The sequence below is a fragment of the Ancalomicrobiaceae bacterium S20 genome (genome assembly GCA_040269895.1).
Classification (GTDB): domain Bacteria; phylum Pseudomonadota; class Alphaproteobacteria; order Rhizobiales; family Ancalomicrobiaceae; genus Methyloraptor; species Methyloraptor flagellatus.
In genome coordinates this window covers 2,229,916-2,253,757 of sequence record CP158568.1, presented here as the reverse complement: position 1 = coordinate 2,253,757, position 23,842 = coordinate 2,229,916, and the positions used below count along the sequence as shown (strand labels likewise).

The window sequence follows — 23,842 nt, the reverse complement described above, 5'->3', positions numbered from 1 at the left end:
TCGCGGTTGTGTGGTCGCGCTCGCGCGATCAGGCCCGGAGGCGGGCGTTGTCGGGATCGAACACGCTCTCCGGAATGATGACGGCCTTGTGCGGCTTGCCCAGGATGGTCACGTCGAGCTCGGTGCCGACCGCGCCGAGGTCTGGCCGCACCATGCCCTGCGCCAGCGACTTCGCCACGCGCCAGCCGTAGCCGCCGAGCGTGACGCGGCCGACCAGTTCGCCGTTCAGCGTGATCGGCTCGTTGCCGCGCGCGTCGACGTCGGTGACGCCGAGCACTTCCAGAGCCACGAAGCGGTTGGCGAAACCCTTCTCGCGCCAGGCGACCAGCGCATCGCGGCCGATGAACGAGCCCTTGTTGAGGTGCACGAACCGGTCGAGGCCGGATTCGAGCGCCGCATATTCGATCGACAGCTCGCGACCGACGTTGCGGTACGACTTCTCGATCGCCATCGACATCATGGCCCGCACGCCATAGGGCTTGATGCCGAACTCGGCGCCGGCCTTCATGATCAGGTCGAACAGCGCGTTCTGCATCTCGATCGGATGATGCAGCTCGAAGCCGAGCTCGCCGACGAAGTTGACGCGCAGCGCATCGACCACGACCGGGCCGATCGACAGCCGCTTGCCGGTCAGCCACGGGAAGGCGGCGTTCGACAGGTCGGTGTCGGTCAGCTTCTGCAGCACCTCGCGCGAGCGCGGACCGTTGACCGCGAGCACGCCCATCTGGCCGGTGATCGGTTGCAGCTTGACCGAGCCGTCGGTCGGCAAGAGCCGCCACAGCACGTCGTGATCATGCCGCTCCAGCGCGCCGGCCGAGACGAGATAGAACTCGTTCGCCGCCCGCTCATAGAGCGTGAACTCGGCGCGCACGCCGCCGCGCGGCGTCAGGAGATGGCAGAGCGCGATGCGGCCGCGCTTCGGGATCTTGTTGGCGAGGATCGAGTCGAGCCAGTCGCGCGCGCCCGGACCGGTGACGAGGCACTTGGCGAAGGCGGTCAGATCCTGCAGGCCGACGCCGCTGGTGACGGCCTTTACCTCGTTGCCGACATGCTCGAAGTAGTTCGAGCGGCGGAACGACCAGATCTCGCGGACCTTGCCGTCGGCATCCGGCTTCGGGTGATTGTGGTTGGTAAGGACGTTCGGCTTCTCGATGGACGCGACGTCGATGCCGTAGCCCGCCGGCGCGAACCAGTTCGGCCGCTCCCAGCCGTAGACCGAGCCGAACACCGCGCCGAGCGCCTTCATGCGGTCATAGCAGGGCGAGGTCTTCAGCGGTCGGCCGGCCTCGCGCTCCTCGTCCGGATAGTGCGGCGTGAAGACGTTTTCATACGCCTCCTCGTTCTTGACCTTCAGGTAGCCGCGCGAGGCGTAGGGGCCGAAGCGGCGCGGATCGACGCCGGCCATGTCGATGGTCGGTTCGCCCTCGACCATCCATTCGGCGAGCTGCCAGCCGGCGCCGCCGGCGGCCGTCACGCCGAAGGAGTGGCCCTCGTTGAGCCAGAAGTTCTTGAGCCCCCAGGCCGGACCGACGATCGGCGAGCCGTCCGGCGTGTAGCAGATCGCGCCGTTATAGACCTTCTTGACGCCGACCTCGCCGAAGGCGGGCACCAGCTCCATCGCGGTCTCGATATGCGGCGCCAGGCGCTCCAGCTCCTCCTGAAACAGCTCGTACTCGCTCTCCGCCGACGGGCCGTCCATGTAGCAGCACGGCGCGCCCTGCTCATAGGGGCCGAGGATCAGGCCGCCGGCCTCCTCGCGCATGTACCAGGCGCTGTCGGCGTCGCGCAGCACGCCCATCTCCGGCAGGCCCTTGGCGTGGCGCGCCTGGATGTCCGGATGTGGCTCGGTGACGATATATTGGTGCTCGACCGGGATGACCGGGATGTCGAGCCCGACCATGGCGCCGGTCTGGCGCACGAAGTTGCCGGTCGCGGTGACGACATGCTCGCAGGTGATGTCGCCCTTGTCGGTCTTCACGAGCCATTCGCCGTTCGGCTGCTGCTCGATCGCCGTCACGGTGGTGAAGCGGTTGATCTCCGCGCCCATCTGGCGCGCGCCCTTCGCGAGCGCCTGGGTCAGGTCGGCCGGCTGGATGTAGCCGTCGTCCGGGTGCTGGATGCCGCCGATCAGGTTGGTCGTGTCGCAGAGCGGCCAGATCTCCTTGATCTCGGCCGGCGTCAGCACATTGACGCGCACGCCGAGCGTATCGGCGATGCCCTTGTAGTACATGTACTCGTCCCAGCGGTCCTTCTGCCGGGCGACGCGGATGTTCGAGACCTTCTTGAAGCCGACATGCTGGCCGGTCTCGGCCTCGAGGCTCTCGTAGAGCTTGACCGAATACTTGTGGATCTGGCCGCTCGAGTAGGAGAGATTGAACAGCGGCAGCAGGCCGGCGGCATGCCAGGTCGAGCCGGAGGTCAGCTCCTTGCGCTCGATGAGCACGACGTCGGTCCAGCCCTTCTTGGCGAGGTGATAGAGCGTCGACACGCCCACCACGCCGCCGCCGATCACCACCACGCGCGCATGAGTTCTCATCGGTCAGGTCCCCCGCGGCCCCGCGGGGCCGGTCCTTAGTCTGCGGCGGGACTTGTCACCCGGCCGCTCGTCGAGGCGCAGTCTCCCGGCGGCAGGGTCCGGCTTCTTGCGTCCGCGCGACGGGGTGTGTCGGGTGGGGAACAATACGTATCATTGCGCCCGGCCGCGCAGAGCAGGGCCGGGCGGCGCGGTCCGCTCGGCCGTAGCGGCGCGGGCTTGACCGCGGTCACCGAAATCGCAATTGCTCGATCGCTGAACAATCGGCGAGTCCGCCGAGAAATTGTTTCAATTTGTGACGGTGTAACCCTCCATGAGCTCGCGATTTTTGCGCATGCGCCGGCTTTCGATCTCCGCCTCGGTCGGCCTCGCGGCCGCCGCCGTGATCGCGGCGACGCTCGGCGTCATGCTCCATCTCGTGTTCGGCACCACCGAGGAGGTGATGCGCCGCGATCGGGAGGCGCAGATGCGCTCGGTCGGCCAGGCGCTCGGTCAGGCGCTCGATCAGGCCGGCCGCTTCGCGCTCGCCCAGGCCGAGACGATGGTGCGCCGCCAGGCGGTGCAGGCCGCGCTCGCGAAGGGCGATCGCGCCGAGTTGCTGCGGCTGTCGGTCGGCACCTACGACTACCTGCGCAACCAGACCGGCGTCACCGTGTTCGGCTATCACACGCCGGATCTGCGCTATTTCCTGCGCGTGCACCGTCCCGACGACGCGATCGACGACATCTCCAAGGCGCGGCCGATGGTGCTCGCCGCCAACAAGACGCGCCGGTCGCAGATGGGCCTCGAAATCGGCGTCACCGGCATCGTCAGCATGCGCGGCATCGCGGTCGTGCAGGCCGGCGACGCCTTCCTCGGCACCATGGAGGTCGGCCTCGATCCGGAGCCGATCATCCAGCAGGTGAAGACCGTCACCAATGCCGATGTCGCGGTCGTGCTCGGCCAGTCGCTCGCCGGGCTCTCGGGCGCCGGCAAGGGCAGGGGCGGCGGCGAGGTGATCGGCGATCTGGTGATCTCCGATTCCACCGACGACGCGCGCTTCGCCGCGCTCGCCCGCGCCGGAACGATCCGGCTCGCCCGCGAGGCGGAAGTGCGCGAGATCCGGCAGGACGGCGTCGCCAGCACGATGCTGATCCAGCCGCTGGTCGATTTCTCGGGCCGCATGGTCGGCGACCTCGTCGCGGTGAAGTCGTTCCCGGACCAGCGGGCGCTCAGCCAGCAGGTGCGCACGGAACTGACCGTGACCGCGCTGGTCGGCGGTATTCTGGCCTTCGTGCTGTTCACGATCCTCGCCGGCCTGCGCGCCCGGCCGGAGACCGAGGCATGAGCCGGCCCGCCGCCCTTTGCGCGCGCTCGTCCTCGGTCTCGTCGCGCTGTTCGCCGCAGCGACCACCGCGGTCGCTGCCGAGCACGACGAACTGCCGGCCGGTGTCGAGCTGCCGATCGCGGTGCGCATCGCGGTCCGCGTGCTCAACGTGACCGAGGTCAAGGAGGTCGCCGGCCAGGCGCATCTCGCCGTCGAGGTCACGCAGCGCTGGACCGATCCGCGCCGCCGCTTCGACGCGGTCGAGGTCGGCGCGGCCCGCGTCGACCGCGTCGGCGAGGACGCCGACCAGTTCCTGAAGGCGATCTGGACGCCGGGCCTCGTCGCCGACAACCAGATCGGCGAGGCCAAGGCGCGCTCGATCGCGGTCTCCGCCCATGCGAGTGGCGAGATCGTCGTCGTCGAACGCTACGAGTCCGATTTCCGCGTCGCCATGACCATGGCGGCTTTCCCGTTCGACCAGCAGCAGCTCAAGATCACGTTTTCGCTGCCGCGCTATCCGAAGCAGGAGGCGATGCTGGTCACGACCGAGGCCGATCGCTTGTTCTCCCACGTGGAGCCGACGCTGTCGGTGGTCGACTGGCAGCCGCTCGGGCTCGGTTTCGCCAATGCCGAGACGACCGGCTGGAACGCACGCGCCTATTCGCGGCTGGAGGCTTCGGTCACGATCGACCGGCTGTCCGAGCGCTATATCCTGCGCATCTTCGTGCCGATCGTCGCGGTGCTGGCGGTGTCGGTCTATGTGCTGTGGGCGCCGGGGCTGAAGGCGACCGAGAAGGGCAACATGATCTTCTCGGCGCTCTTGGCGCTGGCGGCCTTGAGCTTCACGTTCGAGTCGAGTTTCCCCGGCTCGATCTCGCTCAACACGCCGGTCGCCCAGATCATCTCGCTCGGCTACATCTACCTCGTCATCGTGCTGCTGCTCGACAGCGTCGTGTCGGCCGCCTGCGAGAAGCCGGACTCCGCGCTGCACCGGCCCTGCCGGGCCATCCGCCGGCACATGACCTGGTCGCTGCCGCTGATCATGGTGATCGTCTGCGCCGGCGCAGTCGTGCGCGCCCTGCCGGTCTGAGACGCCGGATAGCCTCCGCTGTCCCCACCAAGGAAACCCGCCGACGCCCCGCGCGGCGGGACGTAGCTTGGGTCATGGATGCGGCAGGTAAGGTTACCGAATTCTCAGGACGATGGTTGAGATTAATCGTTAAATTTGAAATGAGTTGCTGATTTCCTAATGAGAAGTAAAAAGCGGGGGAGCCTTGATTAAAGAGGTCTTCCCTGATGCCCTTTGTGCAGCGACTTCTTGGTAAATTCGGCCGCTTTTCCCGCGATGAACGCGGTGCCACCGCAGTGGTCTTTGCTGTGGTCTCGCTGCCGCTGATGATGTGTGTCGGTGCGTCGATCGACGTCGCGCGCATGTATCAGTATCGCCAGAAGATGCAGGTCGCCGCCGAGACCGCGCTGCAGAGCGCGATGTCCGGCGCCGCCGACCGTCCGGCCGCGCTGCGCATCGCCGACGCGCGCTCGGCCTACGCCAGCTTCGCCCCCGCCAATGGCGTCGCGGTCACCGCGCCGGCCGAGGTCGCGGTCGCGGTCGATCCGTCCAAGGTGTCCGCCTCGGTCACCGTGCGCTCGAGCGTCAGTCTGGTGTTCGGCGAGCTGTTTCACATGCCGAACGTCAACCTCGCGGTGGTGGTCCGCTCCGAGCAGGATCTCGGCGCCGCGCAGCAGCGCCGCATGCTCTGCCACATCGGTCGTCCCGAGGACGTGCAGCGCCTGAAGTGCGGAACCTTCCTGTGAGCGTGTTGGAGGCCAGCCCGATGATCCCTTCGTTTCACACCGCGATGATCATCTTCCACCTCGCCGGACTCGTGCTCGGCGTCGGCGGCGCCATCGCCGTCGATCTTCTGCTGCTGCGCGGCGCGATGCTGCGCAGGGCCGGTGCGGACCTGATGGACACGGTGACGTTCCTGTCGCACCTCGTCTCGGCCGGCCTGGCGATGCTCTGGGTGAGCGGCATCGTGCTGACCTGGCGGCTCTACACGATCGACCCCCGCGTCCTCGGCAACGAGAAGATCTGGGCGAAGGTGCTCATCGTGTCGTTCCTGACCATCGGCGCGGTGAACATCCATCGCAACATCCTGCCGATGGTCCGCGCCCGTCTCGGCCGGCCGCTGCTCGCCGATCTCGACAACAAGACGCTGGCGCGCTGGGCCTTCGCCGGCGCGCTGTCGATCAACTCCTGGATCTTCCCTGTCGTGCTCGGCGTGGCGCGCGAGTGGAACTACGTCGTCCCGGCCGGGCGCATCCTCGACGCCTACACGCTGTCGGTGCTCGTCACCTTCGTGGTGCTCGCGCTCGGCTTCGTCGTCGGGGCTGAGCGCGTCGGTCGCGACGGCCGGGCCGGTGCTGCGCACGCTTGACGCTGGGTTTACCAAGTCGAGCGGCAGATCATTGCTGCTTACTCGAAGGAAATGATGTCGAGGCGAAGGTCTCGACACGACCTGATCGGCAAGTCCGATCGCGGGGTTATATGCGTGACTATGCATAAGACGTGAGTTTGGAGCCTGTTCCCGTGCCCCGCGTTGCGGCGGGTGCCTCGGACAGGCATGAGGAGGCCGAATGAAAATCCTGAAACTGCTGTCGGCGCTCGTCGCCGCGACGCTTTGGCTCGCCTTGGCGAGTGCGCCTGCATCGGCCCAGACGGTGCCGACCGGGCCGGTGCTGCTCAAGGTGCAGCACACCGGCCAGTGTCTCGACGACTACGGCTGGTCGCGAGACGATGCCACGCCGATCGTGCAGTGGGGGTGTCACGGCGGCGCCAATCAGCAATGGCGCTTCGAGCCGGTTCCCGGCGGCTACCATGTCGTCAACGTGTTCAGCGGCAAGTGCCTGGACGTCTATGGCGCCTTCACGGCGGCGGCCACCAATGTCATCCAGTACTGGTGTCATAGTGGTCCGAACCAGACCTGGAAGGTCTCCTATTCGGGCGCCAACTGGCAGCTCGTCGCCGCCCACAGCAATCAGTGTCTCGACGTGTTCGGCGGGCTCGCCGATTTCGGCACGAAGCTGATCCAGTGGCCGTGCCACGGCGGTGCGAACCAGCAGTGGAAGGCCACCAATCCGGACGGCTCGCCGATCGGCGGCACCGCCGGCGGGACATCGCCGCTGTCGACCCAGGGTCAATGGTCGGCGCGCGTCAGCTTCCCGCTCGTGCCGGTCTCGGCCAGCATGCTCGGCAACGGCAAGGTCATGCTCTGGTCCGGCAGCGGCCGCACGAGCTTCGGCGGCGGCAACCAGACCTATTCGGTGCTCTACGATCCCGACACCGGCACGATGACGAGCACGCTGCTCACCTCGCCGGCGCTCGAATATTTCTGCGAGGCCACCTCGCTGCTGCCGGACGGTCGCCTGCTCGTGACCGGCGGCTCCAACCCGGCGACCAGCTCGCTGATGGACACCGGCGGCCGCTTCTCGAACGGGCCCGGCGTCAACATCTCGCGCGGCTATGCCGGCCAGACACTGACCTCCAAGGGGCAGGTCTTCGTGCTCGGCGGCTCGTGGTCGGGCGGCACCGGCGGCAAGAAGGGCGAGCTCTACACGCCGGGCGGCTCCTGGACCCTGCTGCCCAACATCTTGCCGGACGACTTCATCATTGCCGATCCCACGGGCGCCTACCGGGGCGACAACCACATGTGGCTGCTGGCCGCCGACGACGGTTGGGTCTTCCACGCCGGCCCGTCCAAGAAGATGCACTGGGTCAACACCAGCGGCAGCGGAGCCGTGTCTTCGGCCGGCCAGCGCGGCAACGCCGACGCCATGAACGGCAACGCCGTGCTCTATGATGTCGGCAAGATCCTGACCCTCGGCGGCGCGCCGACCTACGACAACGCCACGCCGTCCAACGCGGCCTTCACCATCGACATCACCGGCGGCGCCGGCCGTGCGCCGAGCGTCACCCAGACCGGATCGATGCAGTACGCGCGCACCTTCCTGAATTCGGTCGTCCTGCCGACCGGTCAGGTCGTCGCGATCGGCGGCCAGAGCGCGGCCGGAGCGACGCCGTTCTCGGATGCGAATTCGGCGCTGGCGGCCGAAGTCTGGGATCCGTCGACCGGCCGCTTCACCACCGGCGCGTCGATGACGACGCCGCGCAACTATCATTCGGTCGCGATGCTGCTGATGGACGGTCGCGTGCTCGCCGCCGGCGGCGGTCTCTGCAACTGCGCGTCCGACCATCCGGACGGCGAGATCTATTCGCCGCCCTACCTGTTCAACAAGGACGGCTCGGCGGCCCAGCGCCCGACGATCTCCTCCGCGCCGGCGAGCGCCGCGCGCGGCGAGCGGATCAGCGTCACGGCCGCCAATGCGGCGTCCTTCGCGCTGGTCCGCATGAGCTCGGTCACGCATTCTCTCAACAACGACCAGCGCCGCGTGCCGCTGCAGGTCGTCGCCAAGAACGGCGACACCGCGACGCTGCAGATCCCGGCCGCGAACGGCGTGGCGATCCCCGGCAACTACATGCTGTTCGCCCTGTCGGCGACCGGCACGCCGAGCATCGCGAAGGTGGTCAACATCCGCTGAGCCAATGAGGGCAGCGGCCGGCGCCGAGGCGCCGGCCACGAGCCGCATGAAATGAAAGCCGGTCGGCGCCCATGCTCCGGCCGGCTTTCGCGTTCAGAGCCAGGGGGTGATGTGCGCGACCAGCGCCTCGGTCGTGTCGGTCGGCTCGAGCAGATCGCGGACGAGGCCCGTCTTGTCGGCCAGATAAAGTCCTGTCGAATGCATCATCGTGTAGCTGTCGCCCTGCGGGATCTTCTCGGCGAGCGCATGATAGGAGACGACCGCCGCCCGGACCGCCTCCGGGCTGCCGGTGAGGCCGATGATGCGCGGATCGAAGCTGGTGACGAACTTGCCGAGCGAGGCGGGATCGTCGCGTTCCGGATCGACCGAGATGAAGGCGACGCGCAGGGCGTCCGCCTTGGGTCCGAGCGCCTTCATCAGAAGCGCGAGGTTCATCAGCGTGGTCGGGCAGACGTCGGGACACGACATGAAGCCGAACACCACCAGGCTCGGGCGCCCCAGGAGATCCGCCTCGGTGAAGACCTTGCCGTCCGTGGTCGCGAGCCGGAAGCGGCCGCGCACTTCGGCCGGGACCTGCGCGGTCGCGGACCGTCCCGGCCGAAGCGCTGCGATCGCGAGCGCGGTGAGGCCCAGGGCGTTTCCGTGAAAGCGGCGGCGCGTGATGCTGCTGGACATGGGCTCGATCCTCCGCCGGTACTCTGGCGGCAGAGGTCTAACGGCGCGTGAACGGTTTCCGCCCGCGCGGCTTATGTCGCCTTCGTCTCCGGTGTCGCCTTTGGGCGAGTGCGTGACGGGCGCGGAGAACTCGGGCGCAGGGCCTGCGACTAGCTTTCGGGCAGGATGCGGCGTCGCCTCATCCTGCCATGAGTTCATGGCATGGCGTATGATCCGCCGCGAGGGCCACGCCCGGAGACGTGATCGCCGCCTGCCCATCAGATGACCGACGGACCGATCGAGAGAGGCCGCCATGACCGACGTGACCGAGACCCCATCAGCCGGCGGACGCGACGCACGGCGCGGTCGCGAGGCGCGGCGCGCCGCCCGCTCGGCGCGCGGGGCGGCCTCGATCCCCTACATCACGCGCAACCTGCCGCTGACCGAGGTGCTCACGGAGGAGGGGTTGGCGCTGATCGAACACAACGCCGAGACCCTGCTCGAGGAGATCGGCATCGAGTTCCGTGATTATCCGACCGCGCTCGAAGCGCTTCAAGGCGGCCGGCGCCGACGTCAAGGGCGAGCGCGTGCGCTTCCCGCGCGGCCTCGCCCGCAAGCTGATCGCGACCGTGCCGGCCGAATACACCCAGCACGCCCGCAACCCCGAGCGCAGCGTTCAGATCGGCGGCAAGGCGACCGTGTTCGCGCCGGTCTACGGCTCGCCCTTCGTGCACGACATCGACAACGGCCGCCGCTACGGCACGATCGAGGACTTCCGCAACTTCGTGAAGATGGCCTATGTGAGCCCGCACATGCACCACTCCGGTGGCACCGTGTGCGAGCCGGTCGACCTGCCTGTGAACAAGCGGCATCTCGACATGGTCTATGCCCACATCAAGTACTCCGACAAGCCGTTCATGGGCTCGGTCACGCATCCGCTGCGCGCCGCCGACACCGTGACCATGGCCGAGATCGTGTTCGGCAAGGAGTTCATCCAGTCGAACACGGTGCTGACCAGCCTGATCAACGCCAATTCGCCGCTGGTCTGGGACGCGACCATGCTCGGTGCGGCCGAGGTCTATGCCTCGAACAATCAGGCCTGCATCATCACGCCGTTCATCCTGTCGGGCGCGATGAGCCCGGTCTCTGTCGCCGGCACGCTGACGCAGGTTCTGGCCGAGGTCTGGGCCGGCACCGCCTTCTGCCAGCTCGTGCGGCCCGGTGCGCCGGTGATCTTCGGCACCTTCGTGTCGACCCTGTCGATGCAGTCGGGCGCCCCGACCTTCGGCACGCCCGAGGCGGCGCTGGCGATCTACGGCGCCGCGCAGCTCGCCCGGCGCATGAAGATGCCGTTCCGCACCGGCGGCTCGCTCTGCGCCTCGAAGACGGCGGACGCGCAGGCGGCCTACGAGAGCGCCCAGACGCTGATCCCGACGCTGCACGCCGGCACCAACTTCGTGCTGCACGCCGCCGGCTGGATGGAGGGCGGCCTCGCCAGTTCCTACGAGAAGTTTGTCATGGATTGCGACCAGCTCGGCATGATGCACGTGCTGGCCAAGGGCATCGACCTCTCGGAGAACGGCCAGGCGCTCGACGCCTTCCGCGAAGTCGGCCCAGGCGGGCACTTCCTCGGCTGCGCGCATACGCAGGCGAACTTCGAGACGGCGTTCTATCGTTCGTTCATCGCCGACAATAACTCGGTCGAGCAGTGGATGGCCGAGGGCTCGAAGGACGCCGCCACCCGCGCCAACGGCATCTGGAAGAAGTGGCTCGCCGACTACGAGGCCCCGCCGCTCGACCCCGGCATCGACGAGGCGCTCTTGGCGTTCATCGCCGAGAAGAAGGCGTCGATGCCCGACGCGACGCATTGAGGGGCGTCATCCGAGATTGATGGACTCGAGATCGCGCGCACCATGCAGGATGCGCTCGATCACGACCCGTTCGTCCCGGATCGCGTGGAAGATGATGTAACGCCCGTGCATCGTCAGCCGAACGCCGGCGCCGAATTCCTCGCGCAGCGGATAGGCCGCCGGGTTTTCGGCGATGACAGAGCATTTCGCTCGCAGTTCGGCGACGAACGTTCGGGCTCGGCGGGGACTGTCGACGGCGATCGCGAGGGCAATCTGATCGAGATCGTCGATCGCAAGGGCGGCGAAAACGAGCGGCAGGGCGGCCACGTCAGCCGCCCATCGCCTTCAGCTTCGCATCGAGCGCGGCGAAGACCTCGTCGGCCGGCACGAGTGCACCGTCGCGACGGCTGTCCTCGATCGACTGGCGGATTTGGGCGACGCTCAGTTCGCGCGCGGCGGTCGTTTCCTGATCCTTGCGGATCAGGTCGCGAACGTAGTCGCTGACGCTGGCATAGCGCCCGCTGTCAATCCGACTCTGGACCCAGTCGCGCATGGGGTCCGGCAGCGATACGTTCATGGTCGCCATGGCTCACCTCCGAGCCTCATATAACCACAGATTGGCATTATTTGCCATTCGGCAAGAGGATTCCCATGCCCGACGTCACCCTGATCTACTGGCGCGACATCCCGGCTCAGGTCATGGTCGGCTCCGGCCGTCGGGCCGTGAAGCGCGAACTGCCGGAGCGGTTCGCGGTCGCGATCGACATGGCGGCGATGCGTGGCGGCGCACGCGAGACCGACGCCTATCTCGAGGGCTGGCGCAAGCAGCCGGTCGGCGCGCGCGAGGGCGAACCGGAAGCGATCGTCGCGGCGGTCGCCGCCGAACTCGACGCCGCCTATGACGCGGAGCGCGTCAAGCGGCTGGTCGAGGCCGGCGGCCATGACGAGAGCGCGACCGGCTGAGGCGGTCGCGGCCGGCTGACGCGGTTGCGCGCAGCACAGCCATCGGTCTGGCGCCCTTGGCTTATGGCGCCTCCGTCGTTATCGAGCGCGCTGGCGACGACGGCGCGCAGCGCTCGTGCCCCGTCGCACGTTTCCTCTCCCAGTTTCGATCGGACCCTTCCCATGACCCCGACGACCCCGACCCTCGTGCCCTTCGATCTCGCCGCCATCACGCCCGAGGACGATGCGCCGCCGGCCGAGAAGATCCTCGCTGGTCAGCCGACCAACCGGACCTGGATCGTCGACGAGAGCGCCGACGGCAAGACCATCACCGGCGTATGGGAATCGACGCCCGGCAGCTGGCGCGCGTCCTATGAAGAGTGGGAGTTCTGCTCGATCCTGTCGGGCGCGGTGGTGCTCCATCCGGACGGCGAGCCGTCGCGCCGGCTCGGGCCCGGCGACAGCTTCGTCATCCGCCCGGGCTTCGACGGCGTCTGGGAGGTGATCGAGACGGTCCGCAAGCTGTTCGTGATCCGGCTGCCCTGAGCGCGCCTCGGGTTTCTGCGTATCCCCCGGTGACGCGGAACCCTTAGCCGAGGTCGCAAACGCGTCGGCGCGACGTCGCGCCAGCCCTCATGCTCATGCGATCGACAGGCGGCCGTGCGGACGGTCGGGCAGGGGCCCGACGTTCGCATGGCCGCCGGACCGCACCGACCATGGAGGCCCCGTGACCCGCGTTCCCGCCGCCTTCGAGCCGCCCGGCAAGCCGCCGCGCGGCCGACCGCTTTGCCCTGCGCTTCTGGTCGATCCGCCATTCGCGCGCGATGGAGGCCTTCTATGCCGGCTTCGAGCGCGTCCTCGTCGCGCTCGCGCCACTCGCCGCCAGGATCGGCTTCGACCGGCTGGAGCGCCCGGTCGCCGCGGTCGAGCGCACGGTCAAGGGCGCGCTGTTCGACTGCCGCATGTGCGGCCAGTGCGCGCTGTCGTCGACCGGCATGTCCTGCCCGATGAACTGCCCGAAGAACCTGCGCAACGGCCCCTGTGGCGGCGTGCGCGGCAACGGCCATTGCGAGGTCTATCCCGAGATGCCCTGCGTCTGGGTGAAGGCCTTCGAGGGGGCGGAGGCCATGCGCGAGGGGGCCAGGATCCGCAATGTCCAGCCGCCGATCGACCACCGTCTCAAGGGCCGGTCGACCTGGCTCGCGGTGATGCGCGACAAGGGCCTGCCGCCGCCTCCACCGCCGGAGCCGAAGAAGAAACCCGCCGACAAGCCCGCCGCCTGAGTCTCGGAGCCCGTCCCATGAACCCGCGTCTGCATCCGGAAGACTTCGGCGAAAACCCCTGGGATCCGTTGCCGGAACTGCCCGGCCACTCCTCGCGCGGCCGGCTCGAGCGCGTGCTGCGCCGCGGCGAATTCGCCGTCACCGCCGAATTGAACCCGCCCGACAGCGCCGACGCCGAGGACGTCTACCGGCGCGCGCTGATCTTCGAGGGCTGGGTCGATGCGATCAACGCGACCGACGGCTCCGGCGCCAACTGCCACATGTCGTCGGTGGCGATCTGCGCGCTCCTGACGCGGATCGGCTTCTCGCCGGTGCTGCAGATCTCCTGCCGCGATTACAACCGCATCGCCATCCAGGGCAACGTGCTCGGCGCCTCGGCGCTCGGCGTCAACAACGTGCTGTGCCTGACCGGCGACGGCGTGCAGTCGGGCGACCATCCGGAAGCCAAACCGGTGTTCGATCTCGACTCGACCTCGCTGCTCGCCGTGATCAAGCGCATGCGCGACGAGGCGAAGTTCCTCTCCGGCCGCAAGATCACCACGCCGCCGCCGGTCTTTCTCGGCGCGGCCGAGAACCCCTTCGCGCCGCCTTACGATTTCCGGCCGATCCGGCTCGCCAAGAAGGTCGCCGCCGGCGCGCAGTTCATCCAGACGCAATATTGCTACGACGTGGCCCTGCTCGAACGCTTCATGACGCGCGTCCGCGACATGGGGCTCGACGAGCAGGTGTTCATCCTGGTCGGCGTCGGCCCGCTCGCGAGCGCCAAGACCGCGCGCTGGATGCGCTCCAACGTCGCCGGCGTGCATATTCCCGATGCGATCATCGACCGGCTGGAGAAGGCGACCGACCAGAAGGCGGAAGGAAAGAAGCTCTGCGTCGACATCATCCAGCAGGTGAAGGAGATCAAGGGCGTCTCCGGCATCCATGTGATGGCCTACCGGCAGGAGGAATACGTCGCCGAGATGGTGCACGACTCCGGCGTGCTGAAGGGCCGCCAGCCGTGGCGCCGCGACCTGACCAAGCCGGGCTTCGACCTCGACGAGCGGCTGAGCGAGAACCTCGGGCTCTGAGGCCCACGCTCTGATCCCTGCTTCCGACGCGAAACGGCCGCGGCGTCTCGCGATGCCGCGGCCGTTCTGTCGCCCGCACGCGCCCGATCGGCGCGCTCAGATCATGCCCGAGCTCATCTGCCTGGCGATGTATTCCGCCTGCCGGATCGCCAGCGCCACGATGGTCAGCGTCGGGTTCTCGGCGCCGCCGGTGGTGAACTGACTGCCGTCGGAGACGAACAGGTTCTTCACGTCGTGGGCCTGGCCCCACTTGTTGACGACGCCGTCCGCGGCCTTCTCGCTCATGCGATTGGTGCCGAGATTGTGGGTCGAGGGGTAGGGCGCGGTCGGGAAGGTGCGGACCGCGCCGACCGCGTCGTAGATCGCCTTGCCGCGGCCGTAGGCGTAGTCGCGCATCGCAATGTCGTTGGCGTGGTCGTCGAAGTTCACGTTGGCGACCGGCATGCCGTACTTGTCCTTGGTCGCCGACAGCGTGACGCCGTTCTTCTCCTGCGGCATGTCCTCGCCGACCAGCCACATGCCGGCCATGTTGGGATAGTCGTCGAGCGCCGAGGTGAACGAGCGGCCCCAGGCGCCCGGATCGAGGAACGCCGCCATGAACGGCAGGCCGAGCGACAGGGTCTCCATCTCGAAACCGCCGACGAAGCCGCGACGCGGGTCGTGCTTGGCCTCGTCGCGGACGATGCCGGCCATGGTCGTGCCGCGGTACATGTGCACCGGCTTCTCGAACACGGCATAGACCGAGCCGGTCATGTGCCGCATGTAGTTGCGGCCGACCTGGCCCGACGAATTGCCAAGCCCGTGCGGGAACTTCGCCGAGTGCGAGTTCAGCAGGATGCGCGGGCTCTCGATCGAGTTGCCGGCGACGCAGACGATGCGCGCCTTCTGGCGCTGCTCCTTGCCGTCCTTGTCGGCGTAGACGACGCCGGTGACCTTGCCGCCCGCGTCATGCTCGATGCGCAGCACATGGCTGTTCGGCCGGACCTCGAGCTTGCCGGTCGCCTCGCCCTTGGGGATCTCGGTATAGAGCGTCGACCATTTGGCGCCCCACTTGCAGCCCTGGAAGCAGAAGCCGGTCTGCTGGCAGGAGTTGCGGCCGTCGCGCTGCACCGAGTTGATCGCCATGCGGCCGGTGTTGCATTCGGTGTAGCCGACCTTGTCGGCGCCGGCCTTCATGATCTTGAAGTTGTTGTTGCCGGGCAGACCGGGCAGGTCGTTGGTGCGGGTCACGCCCATCTTGGCCTCGGCCTTGTCGTAATAGGGCTCGAGGTCGGCGAGCGTGATCGGCCAGTCGAGCAGATTGGCGCCGGCGACCTTGCCGTAGGTCGTCAGCGTCTTGAACTCGTGCTCCTGGAAGCGCAGCGAGGCACCCGCCCAATGGGTGGTCGAGCCGCCGACCGCCTTGACGATCCAGGCCGGCAGGTTCGGGAAGTTCTGGTGCACGCGCCACGAGCCGGTGGTCGTGCGCGGGTCGGTCCAGGCGAGCTGCGAGAAGCTCGCCCACTCGTCGTTGATGAACTCGTCGTACTCGTGCCGGGCACCGGCCTCGAGGATCACGACGTCGATGCCCTTCTGGGCGAGTTCGTTACCGAGCGTGCCGCCGCCGGCACCCGATCCGATGATCACGACGACGCCGTCGTTGTCGCCTGCATATTTGGCAGCCATGACGTTTCTTCCCTGGGTGTCTTGTTTATTGAATCGATTGAATTCGCGCGCCTGCCGCACGCGTGCGGGTGGCGCGGTCAGAGCCAGTCGATGTCGTCGAAGCCGCGGTGGATGTAGCCGCCCTTGGAGTAGGATTCGCCCTCGTAGCCGAACAGCGGCCAGAGCTCCTTCTGATTGTAGAGGCTGACCACGAGGTCGCCGCGCACGGCCTGGAAGAACGGCGTGGTCTCGATCGCCTCGAGCAGCTTCACCCGCTTGGCCTCCCAGGCCTGGCCGAGATAGCCGCCGGCGCCGGCGGCCTTGTCGAGCCCGGCGATACCATCTTCGATCAGCTTGCGATGGCCGGCGTCGGTCTCGGCCTTGGTCGCATGGCCCTTGATGGCGACCGCGTAGAACCGGTCGGGCAGGCGGTCGTGCGGGTAGATGTCGCGCGCGACCAGGATCAGCGTCTTCATGGTCTCGGGCTTCAGCCCCTTGGTCTCGACGGCCCAGGCCTCGCTCGCGTTCAGGAGCGAATTGCCGCCGACGATGGTGATGGCCGCGGCTAGTGAGATCTCGGAGGAGCGGCGCAGGAACTGCCGGCGCGCGGGCGAGCGCGGCGCGTCGTGGTCGTGGGCGTCGTGCTCACGCGCACCGTGGACATGCGCCCCGTCGGGACCGTGGTGATGATGCTGGCTCATGGGGTTTCCTCTCCCGAATTGTCTTCTTGTTTGGGCGGGGAGGGGCGGTGGGTCCGTCCGCTCCTCCCTGCGAAATGGGGGTCAGCGGTAGCGGCCGTGGCGTTGCAGGACCTCGATCTTGTAGCCGTCGGGGTCTTCGACGAAGAAGAACCGCGCGAGGAGGCCGGCGTCGGTCTTGAACTCGACGATCTTGCGCGGGGCGAGGCCGGCCTCGGTGAAGCGGGCGTGCTCGGCGTCGAGATCATCGACGCAGAAGGCGACATGGCCATAGCCGTCGCCGAGGGCGTAGGGCTCGGTCCTGCCCTTGTTGATGGTCAGTTCGACTTCGAAGTCGGCTTCCGGATTGCGCAGGTAGACCAGCGTGAAATCGGCGAAGTCGAGCCGATCGGCGACCGAGAGCCCGAAAGCGCGCGCGTAGAAGTCGACCGACCGCGCCTCGTCGAGCACGCGGATCATCATATGGATTGCCTTGGCCATTCTGCCTTCCTCGTTGGCGCCCCGGCCGGGCGGTCCGGGGCGTTGGAAGGACAGGCTAAGGCGGTCCCGCTCGCGCGGGTGTTATAGGGATACTACGTGCCGTAACGCGCCTGCGGCCGGTGCGCCGCGGCCGCGGCGGGACGCACGGCCGCCGCCTTGGCCTCGGATGCTTTGGTTTCGGGCGCCGGCACCTTGTTTTCGAGCGCGACCAGACACACGCAGCGCAGGTGCGAGGTGAAGTTCGGCGCCTCGCCGCGCAACGCCAGCACCTCGTTGTGCAGCGTCGAGATGAACCGCCCGACCGTGGGGAAGCCCTGGTCGGCGGCGACCTGCTCGAGCATGTCCCAGAAGATTCGTTCGAGCCGGATGCTGGTGCTCTGGCCGTTGAGGCGGATCGAGCGTGTCTCGAACGCGTAGCTCTCCGGCGGCTGGCTGGCGAACATGAAGCACATCGGTTTCCTCCCGTCGGACGAGGGTCGGCCGCAAGCGGATCCTCCGTCCGCCGCACCGCCCGAGACGTCCGCTCTCAGAGCCCGGGCTCTCGCCGGCCCGGCCGTCGCCAAGGCGGCCGCGCCGGAACGGCTTTGCTGCCGGTCCCGGGTCTCTGCGGCAAGACTATGCCGCAAGGACGCCTCGGTCCACCGCGCAGTTTGGAACAGATCCAAGGCCGCGATGGCCGGTCCGTCCGCGTGATCCGGACACATCCCGCCTTGTGTTCGCCGCGCCGGCCGGCTATCCGCGGGGGATTGCCACGGTTCCGGTGCGCTCCCTTGTCCCACTCCCGCATTCTCGGCCTCGACGGCCTGCGCGGCCTCGCCGCCTTCATGGTCATCGTCCATCACACGGCGATCAAGGGTACGGACATCGGCGGCCTGTCGGTGTTCATGTTCTTCATCCTATCGGGATTCCTGATCACCGGCATCCTGATCGGCCAGCGCAAGGCGATCGAGGCGGGGGGCGAGACGATCGGCACGGCGCTGAAGGCGTTCTGGCTGCAACGCGCGCTCCGGATCTTCCCGGCCTATTACTTCTGGTTCGTCGTGTTCCTGGTCGTCGACGAGCTCGCATTCGGCGAGAAGACGCTGCCCTATTGGCCCTGGTACGTCCTCTACCTGCAGAATTTCCTGATCGGCTACGTCACCTTCGCCTGGGCCGAGTTCACCCACACCTGGAGCCTGGCGGTCGAGCAGCAATATTACGTCTTCTTCGCCCCGCTCGTGCTGATCGTGCCGAGCCGGCTCCAGCTCGCCTTCTTCGCCGGCGCGATCGGGCTCTGCCTCGTGGCGACGCTGGTCCTGATGAGCCGCGGCTTCGAGATGGTGACGCTCTACACCTCGCCCTCGACCGGCTTCGTGTTCATGGCCTGCGGCGCGATCATGGCCGCGACCCGCGGGCGCGTGCCGGCCTGGGTGTCGTCGCGGCCGGTGTTCCTGCTCGCGGTCGTGCTGGTGGTGGCGCTGGCGCTCTATCCGGTCGCCGAGCGCAATCACATCGTGAAGCTGCCCTACGTCGTGCTGATCGTCGCCTCGGCGCTGGCGCTCTCGACCGTGATGCTCGGCATCCTCGGCCGGCCGCTGTCCTGGACCGTCGCGATCCTGGAAACGCGGTCGCTGCGCTTCCTCGGGCTGATCTCCTACGCGCTCTACATCGTGCATCTGCCGGTCGGCGAATGGCTGGAGAAGAACGTCGATCTGGAACGGCTCGGCGCTGTCGTCGGGCTCTCGGCCGACATGGCGGACTTCGTCATCGTTTCGGCCGTGTCGATCCTGCTCGCGACCTTGTCCTACCATCTGGTCGAGAAGCGTTTCCTGGCGCTGAAGCAGCGGCTGAAGCGCGCGCCGGCGCCGCCCGACGAGGCGGCTCCCGCGCTCTGATCGGCGCTCGGATGGCGGCTCGCGCCGCTTCCGTCTCCGCACTGATACGGATCCGACACGCGGCCTCCGTTCGCGCCGCGCCACCGGCCGGTCGTTTGCAGGACAGACCGGGGCCGGCCGCGCACGCTAGTGGTGGGCACATGAAAGGGCCGGCAGGCTCGTCGGATCGCGTGAGAGGAAAGCGCCCATGACCGAAACCGTCATCTCGTCCGCCAAGCGTGAGGTCGTTCTCGGCTTCGAGCGACGGTTCGTCATGATCGGCGAGCGCATCAATCCGACCGGCCGCAAGCTGCTCGCCGAGGAGATGGCGCGCGGCGACTACAGCCGCGTGGTCGCCGACGCTCTCGCCCAGGTCGAGGCCGGCGCGCAGATGCTCGACGTCAACGCCGGCATCCCGCTCGCCGACGAGCCGAAGATCCTGGCCGAATGCGTCAAGCTCGTGCAGGAGACCGTCGATGTGCCGCTGTCGATCGACTCATCGATCGTCGCCGCGCTCGAGGCCGGCTTGTCGGTCTATCAGGGCAAGGCGCTGGTCAATTCGGTGACCGGCGAGGAGGAGCGGCTCGAGGCCGTCCTGCCGCTGGTCAAGAAGTACGACGCCGCGGTGGTCGCGATCTCCAACGACGAGACCGGCATCTCCGAGGATCCGGACGTGCGCTACGCCGTCGCCAAGAAGATCGTCGAGCGCGCCGCCGACTTCGGCATCCCGAAGGAGAACATCGTCGTCGACCCGCTGGTCATGCCGGTCGGCGCGATCAACGACGCCGGCATCCGCCTCATGTACCTGCTGCGCCGCCTGCGCGAGGAACTCAAGGTCAACACCACCTGCGGCGCCTCGAACTTCTCGTTCGGCCTGCCGAACCGGCGCGGCCTCAACGCGGCGTTCCTGCCGATGATGATCGGCGCCGGCATGACGAGCGCGATCATGAACCCGCTGCACGCCGAGGACATCCAGGCCGTGCTCGGCGCCGACGTCGTCATGGGCCACGATCCGAACTGCATGAGCTGGATCCGCAAGTATCGCGAGCCGACGCCGGAAGGCGCGGCCGGCGAGGGCGGCGCGCGCGGCGGTCGTGAAGGCCGGCGCCGGCGCGGCTGATCGCGGGCGGCGCCCGCATCTGAATCGTGCTATCCGACCGCGCTAACCGGGAGAGAGGGCCCGCATTGGCGAACGACGCTATCGCGAACGACCATCTGGTCTTCTTTGCACCCTCGGGGAAGCGCGAGCGCTTCGCCGAGGGCACGTCCGTTCTGGAGGCCGCGCGCAAGCTCGGCGTCGATCTCGATTCCGTCTGCGGTGGCCGCGGCATCTGCGGGCGCTGCCAGGTGGTGCCGGTCGAGGGCGCGAATCCGAAGCTCGGCATCGAGAGCGCGGCCGACCACCTGAGCCCCTGGAACGCGGTCGAGGAACGCTACACCTCCAAGCGCGGCGCCCTCGCCGAGGGCCGCCGGCTCGGCTGTCAGGCGAAGGTCTGTGGCGATCTCGTCATCGACGTGCCGCCGGACAGTCAGGTCCATCGCCAGGTCGTGCGCAAGCGCGCCGAAGCGCATCCGATCGCGGTCGATCCGGTCGTGACGCTGCACTACGTCGAGGTGCGCGAGCCGGACATGCATGATCCGGCCTCCGACTTCCGGCGCCTCGCCGAAGCGCTCGAGGCGCAGTGGGGCGTCAGGGACGCGACCTGCGGGCTCGCGGTTCTGAAGACGCTGCAGAAGGTGCTGCGCAAGGGCGGCTGGACCGTCACCGCCGCGCTGCGCGGGGCCGAGGTGGTCGCGGTGTTCCCCGGCTTCCACGAGCGCGCGCTCGGGCTCGCGGTCGACATCGGCTCGACCACCATCGCCGCGCATCTCTGCGACCTCGTCACCGGCGACGTGCTCGCCTCGTCCGGTCTGATGAACCCACAAATTCGCTTCGGCGAAGACCTGATGAGCCGGGTGTCCTACGTGATGATGAACCCCGGCGGCGAGGTCGAGATGACCGCCGCCGTGCGCGGCGCCCTGCAGGATCTCGCCGAGGCGGTCGCCAGGGAGGCCGGTTTCTCGGCCGATCAGATCCTCGAGGCGACCGTGGTCGGCAACCCGATCATGCATCATCTGTTCTTCGGCATCGACCCGGTCGAACTCGGCGGCGCGCCTTTCGCGCTGGCGGTCGACGGCGGCCTCGACGTGCCGGCCGCCGACGTCGGGCTCGCGCTCGCGCCGGGCGCCAAGGTCTATGGCCTGCCGCTGATCGCCGGCCATGTCGGCGCCGATACCGCCGGCGTCGTGCTGTCGGAAGGGCCCTATCTGAAGGACGAGATCACGTTGCTGGTCGATGTCGGCACCAATGCCGAGATTGTGCTCGGCAACAAGGATCGGCTGCTCGCCTGTTCCTCGCCGACCGGTCCGGCCTTCGAGGGCGCGCAGATCTCGTCGGGCCAGCGCGCCGCCCCCGGCGCGATCGAGCGCATCCGCATCGATGCCGAAACGCTCGAACCACGCTTCCGCGTGATCGGCTCGGACCTCTGGTCCGACGAGCCGGGCTTCGCCGAGGCGACAGCGGGGACGGGCATCACCGGCATTTGCGGCTCCGGCATCATCGAGGCGGTGGCCGAGATGCTGCTCGCCGGGCTCGTGACGCCGGACGGCATCGTCGACGGCGCGCTCGCCGAGCGCACGCCCCGCGTTGTCGGCGAGGGCCGCACCTTCGCCTATGTGATCCGCGAGGCCGACGACAAAGGCCCGCGCATCGCCGTGACCCAGGGCGACATCCGCGCGATCCAGCTCGCCAAGGCGGCCCTCTACGCCGGCATCCGCCTGCTGATGGACCGCTACGGCATCGCGAGCGTCGACCGCATCACGCTCGCCGGCGCCTTCGGCAGCCACATCGACGTGCGCTATGCGATGATCCTCGGCCTGATCCCGGATTGCGATCTGGCCAAGGTCGGTTCGGCCGGCAATGCCGCCGGCACCGGCGCGCGCATCGCGCTCCTGAACAAGGCGTCGCGCGCCGAGATCGAGGGCGTCGTGCGCCGGATCGAGAAGATCGAAACGGCAATCGAACCGAGCTTCCAGGCGCATTTCGTCGACGCCATGGCGATCCCGCACAAGTCCGATCCGTTCCCGCACCTCGAAGCCGATCTCGGCCGGGTCTTCGACCGCGGCACCCCGCCGGGTGGCGAGGGTGGCACGGGCCGCGAGCGCCGGCGGCGGCGCGGGTAAGGCGTCAGACGGCGAAATGGAACGGCGGGTGGTGGTCGATGTGGATCGTCGCGCCCGCCAGTTCCGGGGCGCGGTCGAGATGCGTTTTCACCTGCGCGGCGATCGTTGCGATGGGCTCGCCCAAACTGTCGTCGGGGTTCAGGAACAGAAAGACGATCGCGCGACAGTCGCATTCGTAGCCGCGGATCTGCGCGAGCGCGCGGACCGCGACGTCGAGCGACTTGGCAAGCAGCGTGTCGTTCGCTGCGGTCTCTGTCATGCCCACGCCGTCCTCGGCGCGGCGCGTGGCCTCTCTGTCCGAGATGTTGACCGTCTTCACCTCACAGAACACCGGTTCGTCGCCGAGGAAGCCGACCAGATCCGGCGTTTTGGTGCCGTGCAGCGACCGGACGAAGCGGACGGCCTCAAAACCGTCCTGAACCAGCCGGCGGGAAGCCCGCGCCTCGTTCAGCTTGTCCCAAGCCGGCTGATAGCGCCGCAGTCCAGAGCGTCGAGACTGCTCCGGTCGGCGGCCTTCGTTGAACTTGGCCGCAAGATCGGCTCGGAATTCCGGCCAGTCGGGAGAGGGGACGACGGCGAGCAGGTCCTCGACATCGCCAAAGATCGCCGAAAGCCGCGCGTTGTGAGCCAGTTCCCCGACCGCGTTGCAAAACAGCGCGTGCTTCGGTGCCTTCCGAAGAACGAGAGACTGGACCTCACCCAATCGCGGAAAATCGGCAGGGATCACCGCGCGCTCCGCGCCGGCCGGAGCGCGGGTGCCGCCTTGGTGAACCAGATCGCCTTCGCTGCCACGGCAACGACCGACACCGCCGCCACGATCCCCGCGACCCACCACGCGGGCCGGATCACCGGCTCGAACATCAGGTTCGCCGGGAGCACGAGGCGTGGATCGACGCCGGTCTTGATCGAGAAATAGACCGCTTCGGCGAGCGCCGTGACGATGCCGCAACCGGCAGCGATCGCGATGAGGACGGGCAGCGACAGCGCGATCCGGTGGCGTGATACCCCGCGACAGATCCAAAGCGCCAGCATGAGGCCGCTCATGATCAGCGCATCGGAGATGTCGAGCTTCGATTGCATGTAGAAATGGATGAGCGCCAGGATCGCGATCGGATGGACGAGCGCATGCAGCCGGTGCCAGCGCTCGGCGCCGAGCCGCTTGATCATGCCGTCGGTCGAGGTGACGCCGAGCGCGATCAGGCCGACGAGCGCGATGAAGCCGATGGTGAGATAGATCCTGAGCGCGATCTCGCTGACGACCTTGGCGAGGTCGAGGCTCTGGTCGCCGATGTAGAGCGCCACATGCAGCAGCGCGTAGAAGAGCGCGGCGACGCCGACCATGCGTCGCAGGCCGACGAGTTTCGACCAGCCGCTGGCGTTGCGCAGCGGCGTAACGAGTAGCGACAGCGCCAGGAACCGGATCGCCCAGTCGCCGGAGCGATGGATCGCCTCGGTCCAGGGCCGCGCGCCGAGATCGCCGATGCCCGCCCGCCAGGCGAGCCAGAGCGCCGGCACGACCAGGCCGGCGAATGTGAGCGCACGCAGCACCGAGAGGCGGCCGTTGCGTTCGTGCAGGGGCGACAGGGAGCGGATGCGGTCGGCGAGGGCCAAGGGGCGGATCTCCGGCTTCCGGCGGGGATGGGCGTCTCTGCGACGCTGCGGCTCGTCAGAGTATTACAGCGCCGGCGCGCTTTCGGTTTCCGATGCC

Annotated in this window: 22 protein-coding genes and 1 pseudogene; 13 read left to right on the top strand and 10 right to left on the bottom strand. The window is 68.0% G+C overall.

Annotated elements, in window-relative coordinates:
• Positions 1–28: 28 nt before the first annotated feature.
• A complete protein-coding gene (locus ABS361_10245; GenBank protein ID XBY46548.1) occupies positions 29–2,536 on the bottom strand; it encodes an FAD-dependent oxidoreductase in 2,508 nt (835 codons plus the stop codon).
• A 331-nt stretch (positions 2,537–2,867) separates the two neighbouring features.
• Here ABS361_10245 and ABS361_10240 point away from each other — a divergent pair, with 331 nt between their 5' ends.
• The 5 genes from ABS361_10240 (at position 2,868) to ABS361_10220 (ending at position 8,438) form a co-directional block, all read left to right on the top strand.
• On the top strand, positions 2,868–3,860 hold the full coding sequence (locus ABS361_10240) for a cache domain-containing protein (GenBank protein XBY46547.1): 993 nt from the start codon (positions 2,868–2,870) through the stop codon (positions 3,858–3,860).
• A gap of 16 nt (positions 3,861–3,876) precedes the next feature.
• Entirely contained in the window at positions 3,877–4,929 is a 1,053-nt protein-coding gene (locus ABS361_10235) for a neurotransmitter-gated ion-channel ligand-binding protein (protein XBY46546.1), read from the top strand.
• A 275-nt stretch (positions 4,930–5,204) separates the two neighbouring features.
• On the top strand, positions 5,205–5,654 hold the full coding sequence (locus tag ABS361_10230; GenBank protein ID XBY46545.1) for a pilus assembly protein TadG-related protein: 450 nt from the start codon (positions 5,205–5,207) through the stop codon (positions 5,652–5,654).
• A 20-nt stretch (positions 5,655–5,674) separates the two neighbouring features.
• On the top strand, positions 5,675–6,277 hold the full coding sequence (locus ABS361_10225; GenBank protein XBY46544.1) for a hypothetical protein: 603 nt from the start codon (positions 5,675–5,677) through the stop codon (positions 6,275–6,277).
• Between the two features lie 199 nt (positions 6,278–6,476).
• A complete protein-coding gene (locus ABS361_10220; GenBank protein ID XBY46543.1) occupies positions 6,477–8,438 on the top strand; it encodes an RICIN domain-containing protein in 1,962 nt (653 codons plus the stop codon).
• Between the two features lie 93 nt (positions 8,439–8,531).
• On the opposite strand, the gene ABS361_10215 is transcribed toward ABS361_10220, so the two are convergent.
• The gene (locus ABS361_10215; protein ID XBY46542.1) at positions 8,532–9,113 is read right to left on the bottom strand and encodes an SCO family protein; all 582 of its coding nucleotides are present in this window, start codon (positions 9,111–9,113) and stop codon (positions 8,532–8,534) included.
• A 292-nt stretch (positions 9,114–9,405) separates the two neighbouring features.
• Here ABS361_10215 and ABS361_10210 point away from each other — a divergent pair.
• Positions 9,406–10,963: pseudogene (locus ABS361_10210) on the top strand (trimethylamine methyltransferase family protein).
• A 6-nt stretch (positions 10,964–10,969) separates the two neighbouring features.
• Here the strand turns inward: ABS361_10210 and ABS361_10205 are convergent.
• Both ABS361_10205 and ABS361_10200 read right to left on the bottom strand, forming a co-directional pair.
• Complete coding sequence (locus tag ABS361_10205; GenBank protein ID XBY46541.1) at positions 10,970–11,269, bottom strand: type II toxin-antitoxin system RelE/ParE family toxin; 300 nt, start codon at positions 11,267–11,269, stop codon at positions 10,970–10,972.
• Position 11,270: 1 nt separating this feature from the next.
• Positions 11,271–11,528, bottom strand: coding sequence for a type II toxin-antitoxin system ParD family antitoxin (locus tag ABS361_10200; GenBank protein XBY46540.1), 258 nt, complete (start codon positions 11,526–11,528; stop codon positions 11,271–11,273).
• 65 nt (positions 11,529–11,593) lie between these two features.
• Here ABS361_10200 and ABS361_10195 point away from each other — a divergent pair, with 65 nt between their 5' ends.
• From ABS361_10195 to ABS361_10180, 4 genes are all read left to right on the top strand, one after another.
• Positions 11,594–11,905 (top strand): virulence factor, encoded by a 312-nt coding sequence (locus tag ABS361_10195; protein XBY46539.1) that lies wholly within the window; start codon positions 11,594–11,596, stop codon positions 11,903–11,905.
• Between the two features lie 162 nt (positions 11,906–12,067).
• The gene (locus tag ABS361_10190) at positions 12,068–12,430 is read left to right on the top strand and encodes a cupin domain-containing protein (protein XBY46538.1); all 363 of its coding nucleotides are present in this window, start codon (positions 12,068–12,070) and stop codon (positions 12,428–12,430) included.
• Positions 12,431–12,708: 278 nt separating this feature from the next.
• On the top strand, positions 12,709–13,167 hold the full coding sequence (locus tag ABS361_10185; GenBank protein ID XBY46537.1) for a methylenetetrahydrofolate reductase C-terminal domain-containing protein: 459 nt from the start codon (positions 12,709–12,711) through the stop codon (positions 13,165–13,167).
• Between the two features lie 17 nt (positions 13,168–13,184).
• The gene (locus ABS361_10180) at positions 13,185–14,237 is read left to right on the top strand and encodes a methylenetetrahydrofolate reductase (protein ID XBY46536.1); all 1,053 of its coding nucleotides are present in this window, start codon (positions 13,185–13,187) and stop codon (positions 14,235–14,237) included.
• A gap of 96 nt (positions 14,238–14,333) precedes the next feature.
• Here the strand turns inward: ABS361_10180 and ABS361_10175 are convergent, their stop codons facing one another.
• The 4 genes from ABS361_10175 to ABS361_10160 all read right to left on the bottom strand — a co-directional run bounded on the left by ABS361_10175 (position 14,334) and on the right by ABS361_10160 (position 17,511).
• Positions 14,334–15,902, bottom strand: a complete 1,569-nt coding sequence (locus tag ABS361_10175; GenBank protein ID XBY46535.1) for a GMC family oxidoreductase — start codon at positions 15,900–15,902, stop codon at positions 14,334–14,336.
• Positions 15,903–15,979: 77 nt separating this feature from the next.
• The gene (locus tag ABS361_10170; GenBank protein ID XBY46534.1) at positions 15,980–16,582 is read right to left on the bottom strand and encodes a gluconate 2-dehydrogenase subunit 3 family protein; all 603 of its coding nucleotides are present in this window, start codon (positions 16,580–16,582) and stop codon (positions 15,980–15,982) included.
• Between the two features lie 81 nt (positions 16,583–16,663).
• On the bottom strand, positions 16,664–17,059 hold the full coding sequence (locus ABS361_10165) for a VOC family protein (GenBank protein ID XBY46533.1): 396 nt from the start codon (positions 17,057–17,059) through the stop codon (positions 16,664–16,666).
• Positions 17,060–17,151: 92 nt separating this feature from the next.
• The gene (locus ABS361_10160) at positions 17,152–17,511 is read right to left on the bottom strand and encodes a ribbon-helix-helix domain-containing protein (GenBank protein ID XBY46532.1); all 360 of its coding nucleotides are present in this window, start codon (positions 17,509–17,511) and stop codon (positions 17,152–17,154) included.
• Positions 17,512–17,829: 318 nt separating this feature from the next.
• Here ABS361_10160 and ABS361_10155 point away from each other — a divergent pair, with 318 nt between their 5' ends.
• The 3 genes from ABS361_10155 to ABS361_10145 all read left to right on the top strand — a co-directional run bounded on the left by ABS361_10155 (position 17,830) and on the right by ABS361_10145 (position 22,134).
• A complete protein-coding gene (locus tag ABS361_10155) occupies positions 17,830–18,933 on the top strand; it encodes an acyltransferase (GenBank protein XBY46531.1) in 1,104 nt (367 codons plus the stop codon).
• A gap of 187 nt (positions 18,934–19,120) precedes the next feature.
• On the top strand, positions 19,121–20,032 hold the full coding sequence (locus ABS361_10150; GenBank protein XBY46530.1) for a dihydropteroate synthase: 912 nt from the start codon (positions 19,121–19,123) through the stop codon (positions 20,030–20,032).
• A 65-nt stretch (positions 20,033–20,097) separates the two neighbouring features.
• Positions 20,098–22,134, top strand: a complete 2,037-nt coding sequence (locus ABS361_10145) for an ASKHA domain-containing protein (protein ID XBY46529.1) — start codon at positions 20,098–20,100, stop codon at positions 22,132–22,134.
• 4 nt (positions 22,135–22,138) lie between these two features.
• Here ABS361_10145 and ABS361_10140 read toward each other — a convergent pair whose 3' ends face one another.
• Together ABS361_10140 and ABS361_10135 are read right to left on the bottom strand one after the other, a co-directional pair.
• Positions 22,139–22,861, bottom strand: coding sequence for a hypothetical protein (locus ABS361_10140; protein XBY46528.1), 723 nt, complete (start codon positions 22,859–22,861; stop codon positions 22,139–22,141).
• Positions 22,858–23,745, bottom strand: coding sequence for a protein-methionine-sulfoxide reductase heme-binding subunit MsrQ (locus ABS361_10135; protein XBY46527.1), 888 nt, complete (start codon positions 23,743–23,745; stop codon positions 22,858–22,860). Before ABS361_10135 ends, ABS361_10140 begins: the two co-directional genes overlap by 4 nt.
• Positions 23,746–23,842: the final 97 nt, after the last annotated feature.

Coding starts and splice junctions, on each gene's coding strand:
- ABS361_10245 (XBY46548.1), bottom strand. CDS start 2,536: ATGAGAACTCATGCGCGCGTGGTGGTGATCGGCGGCGGCGTGGTGGGC.
- ABS361_10240 (XBY46547.1), top strand. CDS start 2,868: ATGCGCCGGCTTTCGATCTCCGCCTCGGTCGGCCTCGCGGCCGCCGCC.
- ABS361_10225 (XBY46544.1), top strand. CDS start 5,675: ATGATCCCTTCGTTTCACACCGCGATGATCATCTTCCACCTCGCCGGA.
- ABS361_10220 (XBY46543.1), top strand. CDS start 6,477: ATGAAAATCCTGAAACTGCTGTCGGCGCTCGTCGCCGCGACGCTTTGG.
- ABS361_10215 (XBY46542.1), bottom strand. CDS start 9,113: ATGTCCAGCAGCATCACGCGCCGCCGCTTTCACGGAAACGCCCTGGGC.
- ABS361_10200 (XBY46540.1), bottom strand. CDS start 11,528: ATGGCGACCATGAACGTATCGCTGCCGGACCCCATGCGCGACTGGGTC.
- ABS361_10195 (XBY46539.1), top strand. CDS start 11,594: ATGCCCGACGTCACCCTGATCTACTGGCGCGACATCCCGGCTCAGGTC.
- ABS361_10190 (XBY46538.1), top strand. CDS start 12,068: ATGACCCCGACGACCCCGACCCTCGTGCCCTTCGATCTCGCCGCCATC.
- ABS361_10185 (XBY46537.1), top strand. CDS start 12,709: ATGGAGGCCTTCTATGCCGGCTTCGAGCGCGTCCTCGTCGCGCTCGCG.
- ABS361_10180 (XBY46536.1), top strand. CDS start 13,185: ATGAACCCGCGTCTGCATCCGGAAGACTTCGGCGAAAACCCCTGGGAT.
- ABS361_10175 (XBY46535.1), bottom strand. CDS start 15,902: ATGGCTGCCAAATATGCAGGCGACAACGACGGCGTCGTCGTGATCATC.
- ABS361_10170 (XBY46534.1), bottom strand. CDS start 16,582: ATGAGCCAGCATCATCACCACGGTCCCGACGGGGCGCATGTCCACGGT.
- ABS361_10165 (XBY46533.1), bottom strand. CDS start 17,059: ATGGCCAAGGCAATCCATATGATGATCCGCGTGCTCGACGAGGCGCGG.
- ABS361_10160 (XBY46532.1), bottom strand. CDS start 17,511: ATGTGCTTCATGTTCGCCAGCCAGCCGCCGGAGAGCTACGCGTTCGAG.
- ABS361_10150 (XBY46530.1), top strand. CDS start 19,121: ATGACCGAAACCGTCATCTCGTCCGCCAAGCGTGAGGTCGTTCTCGGC.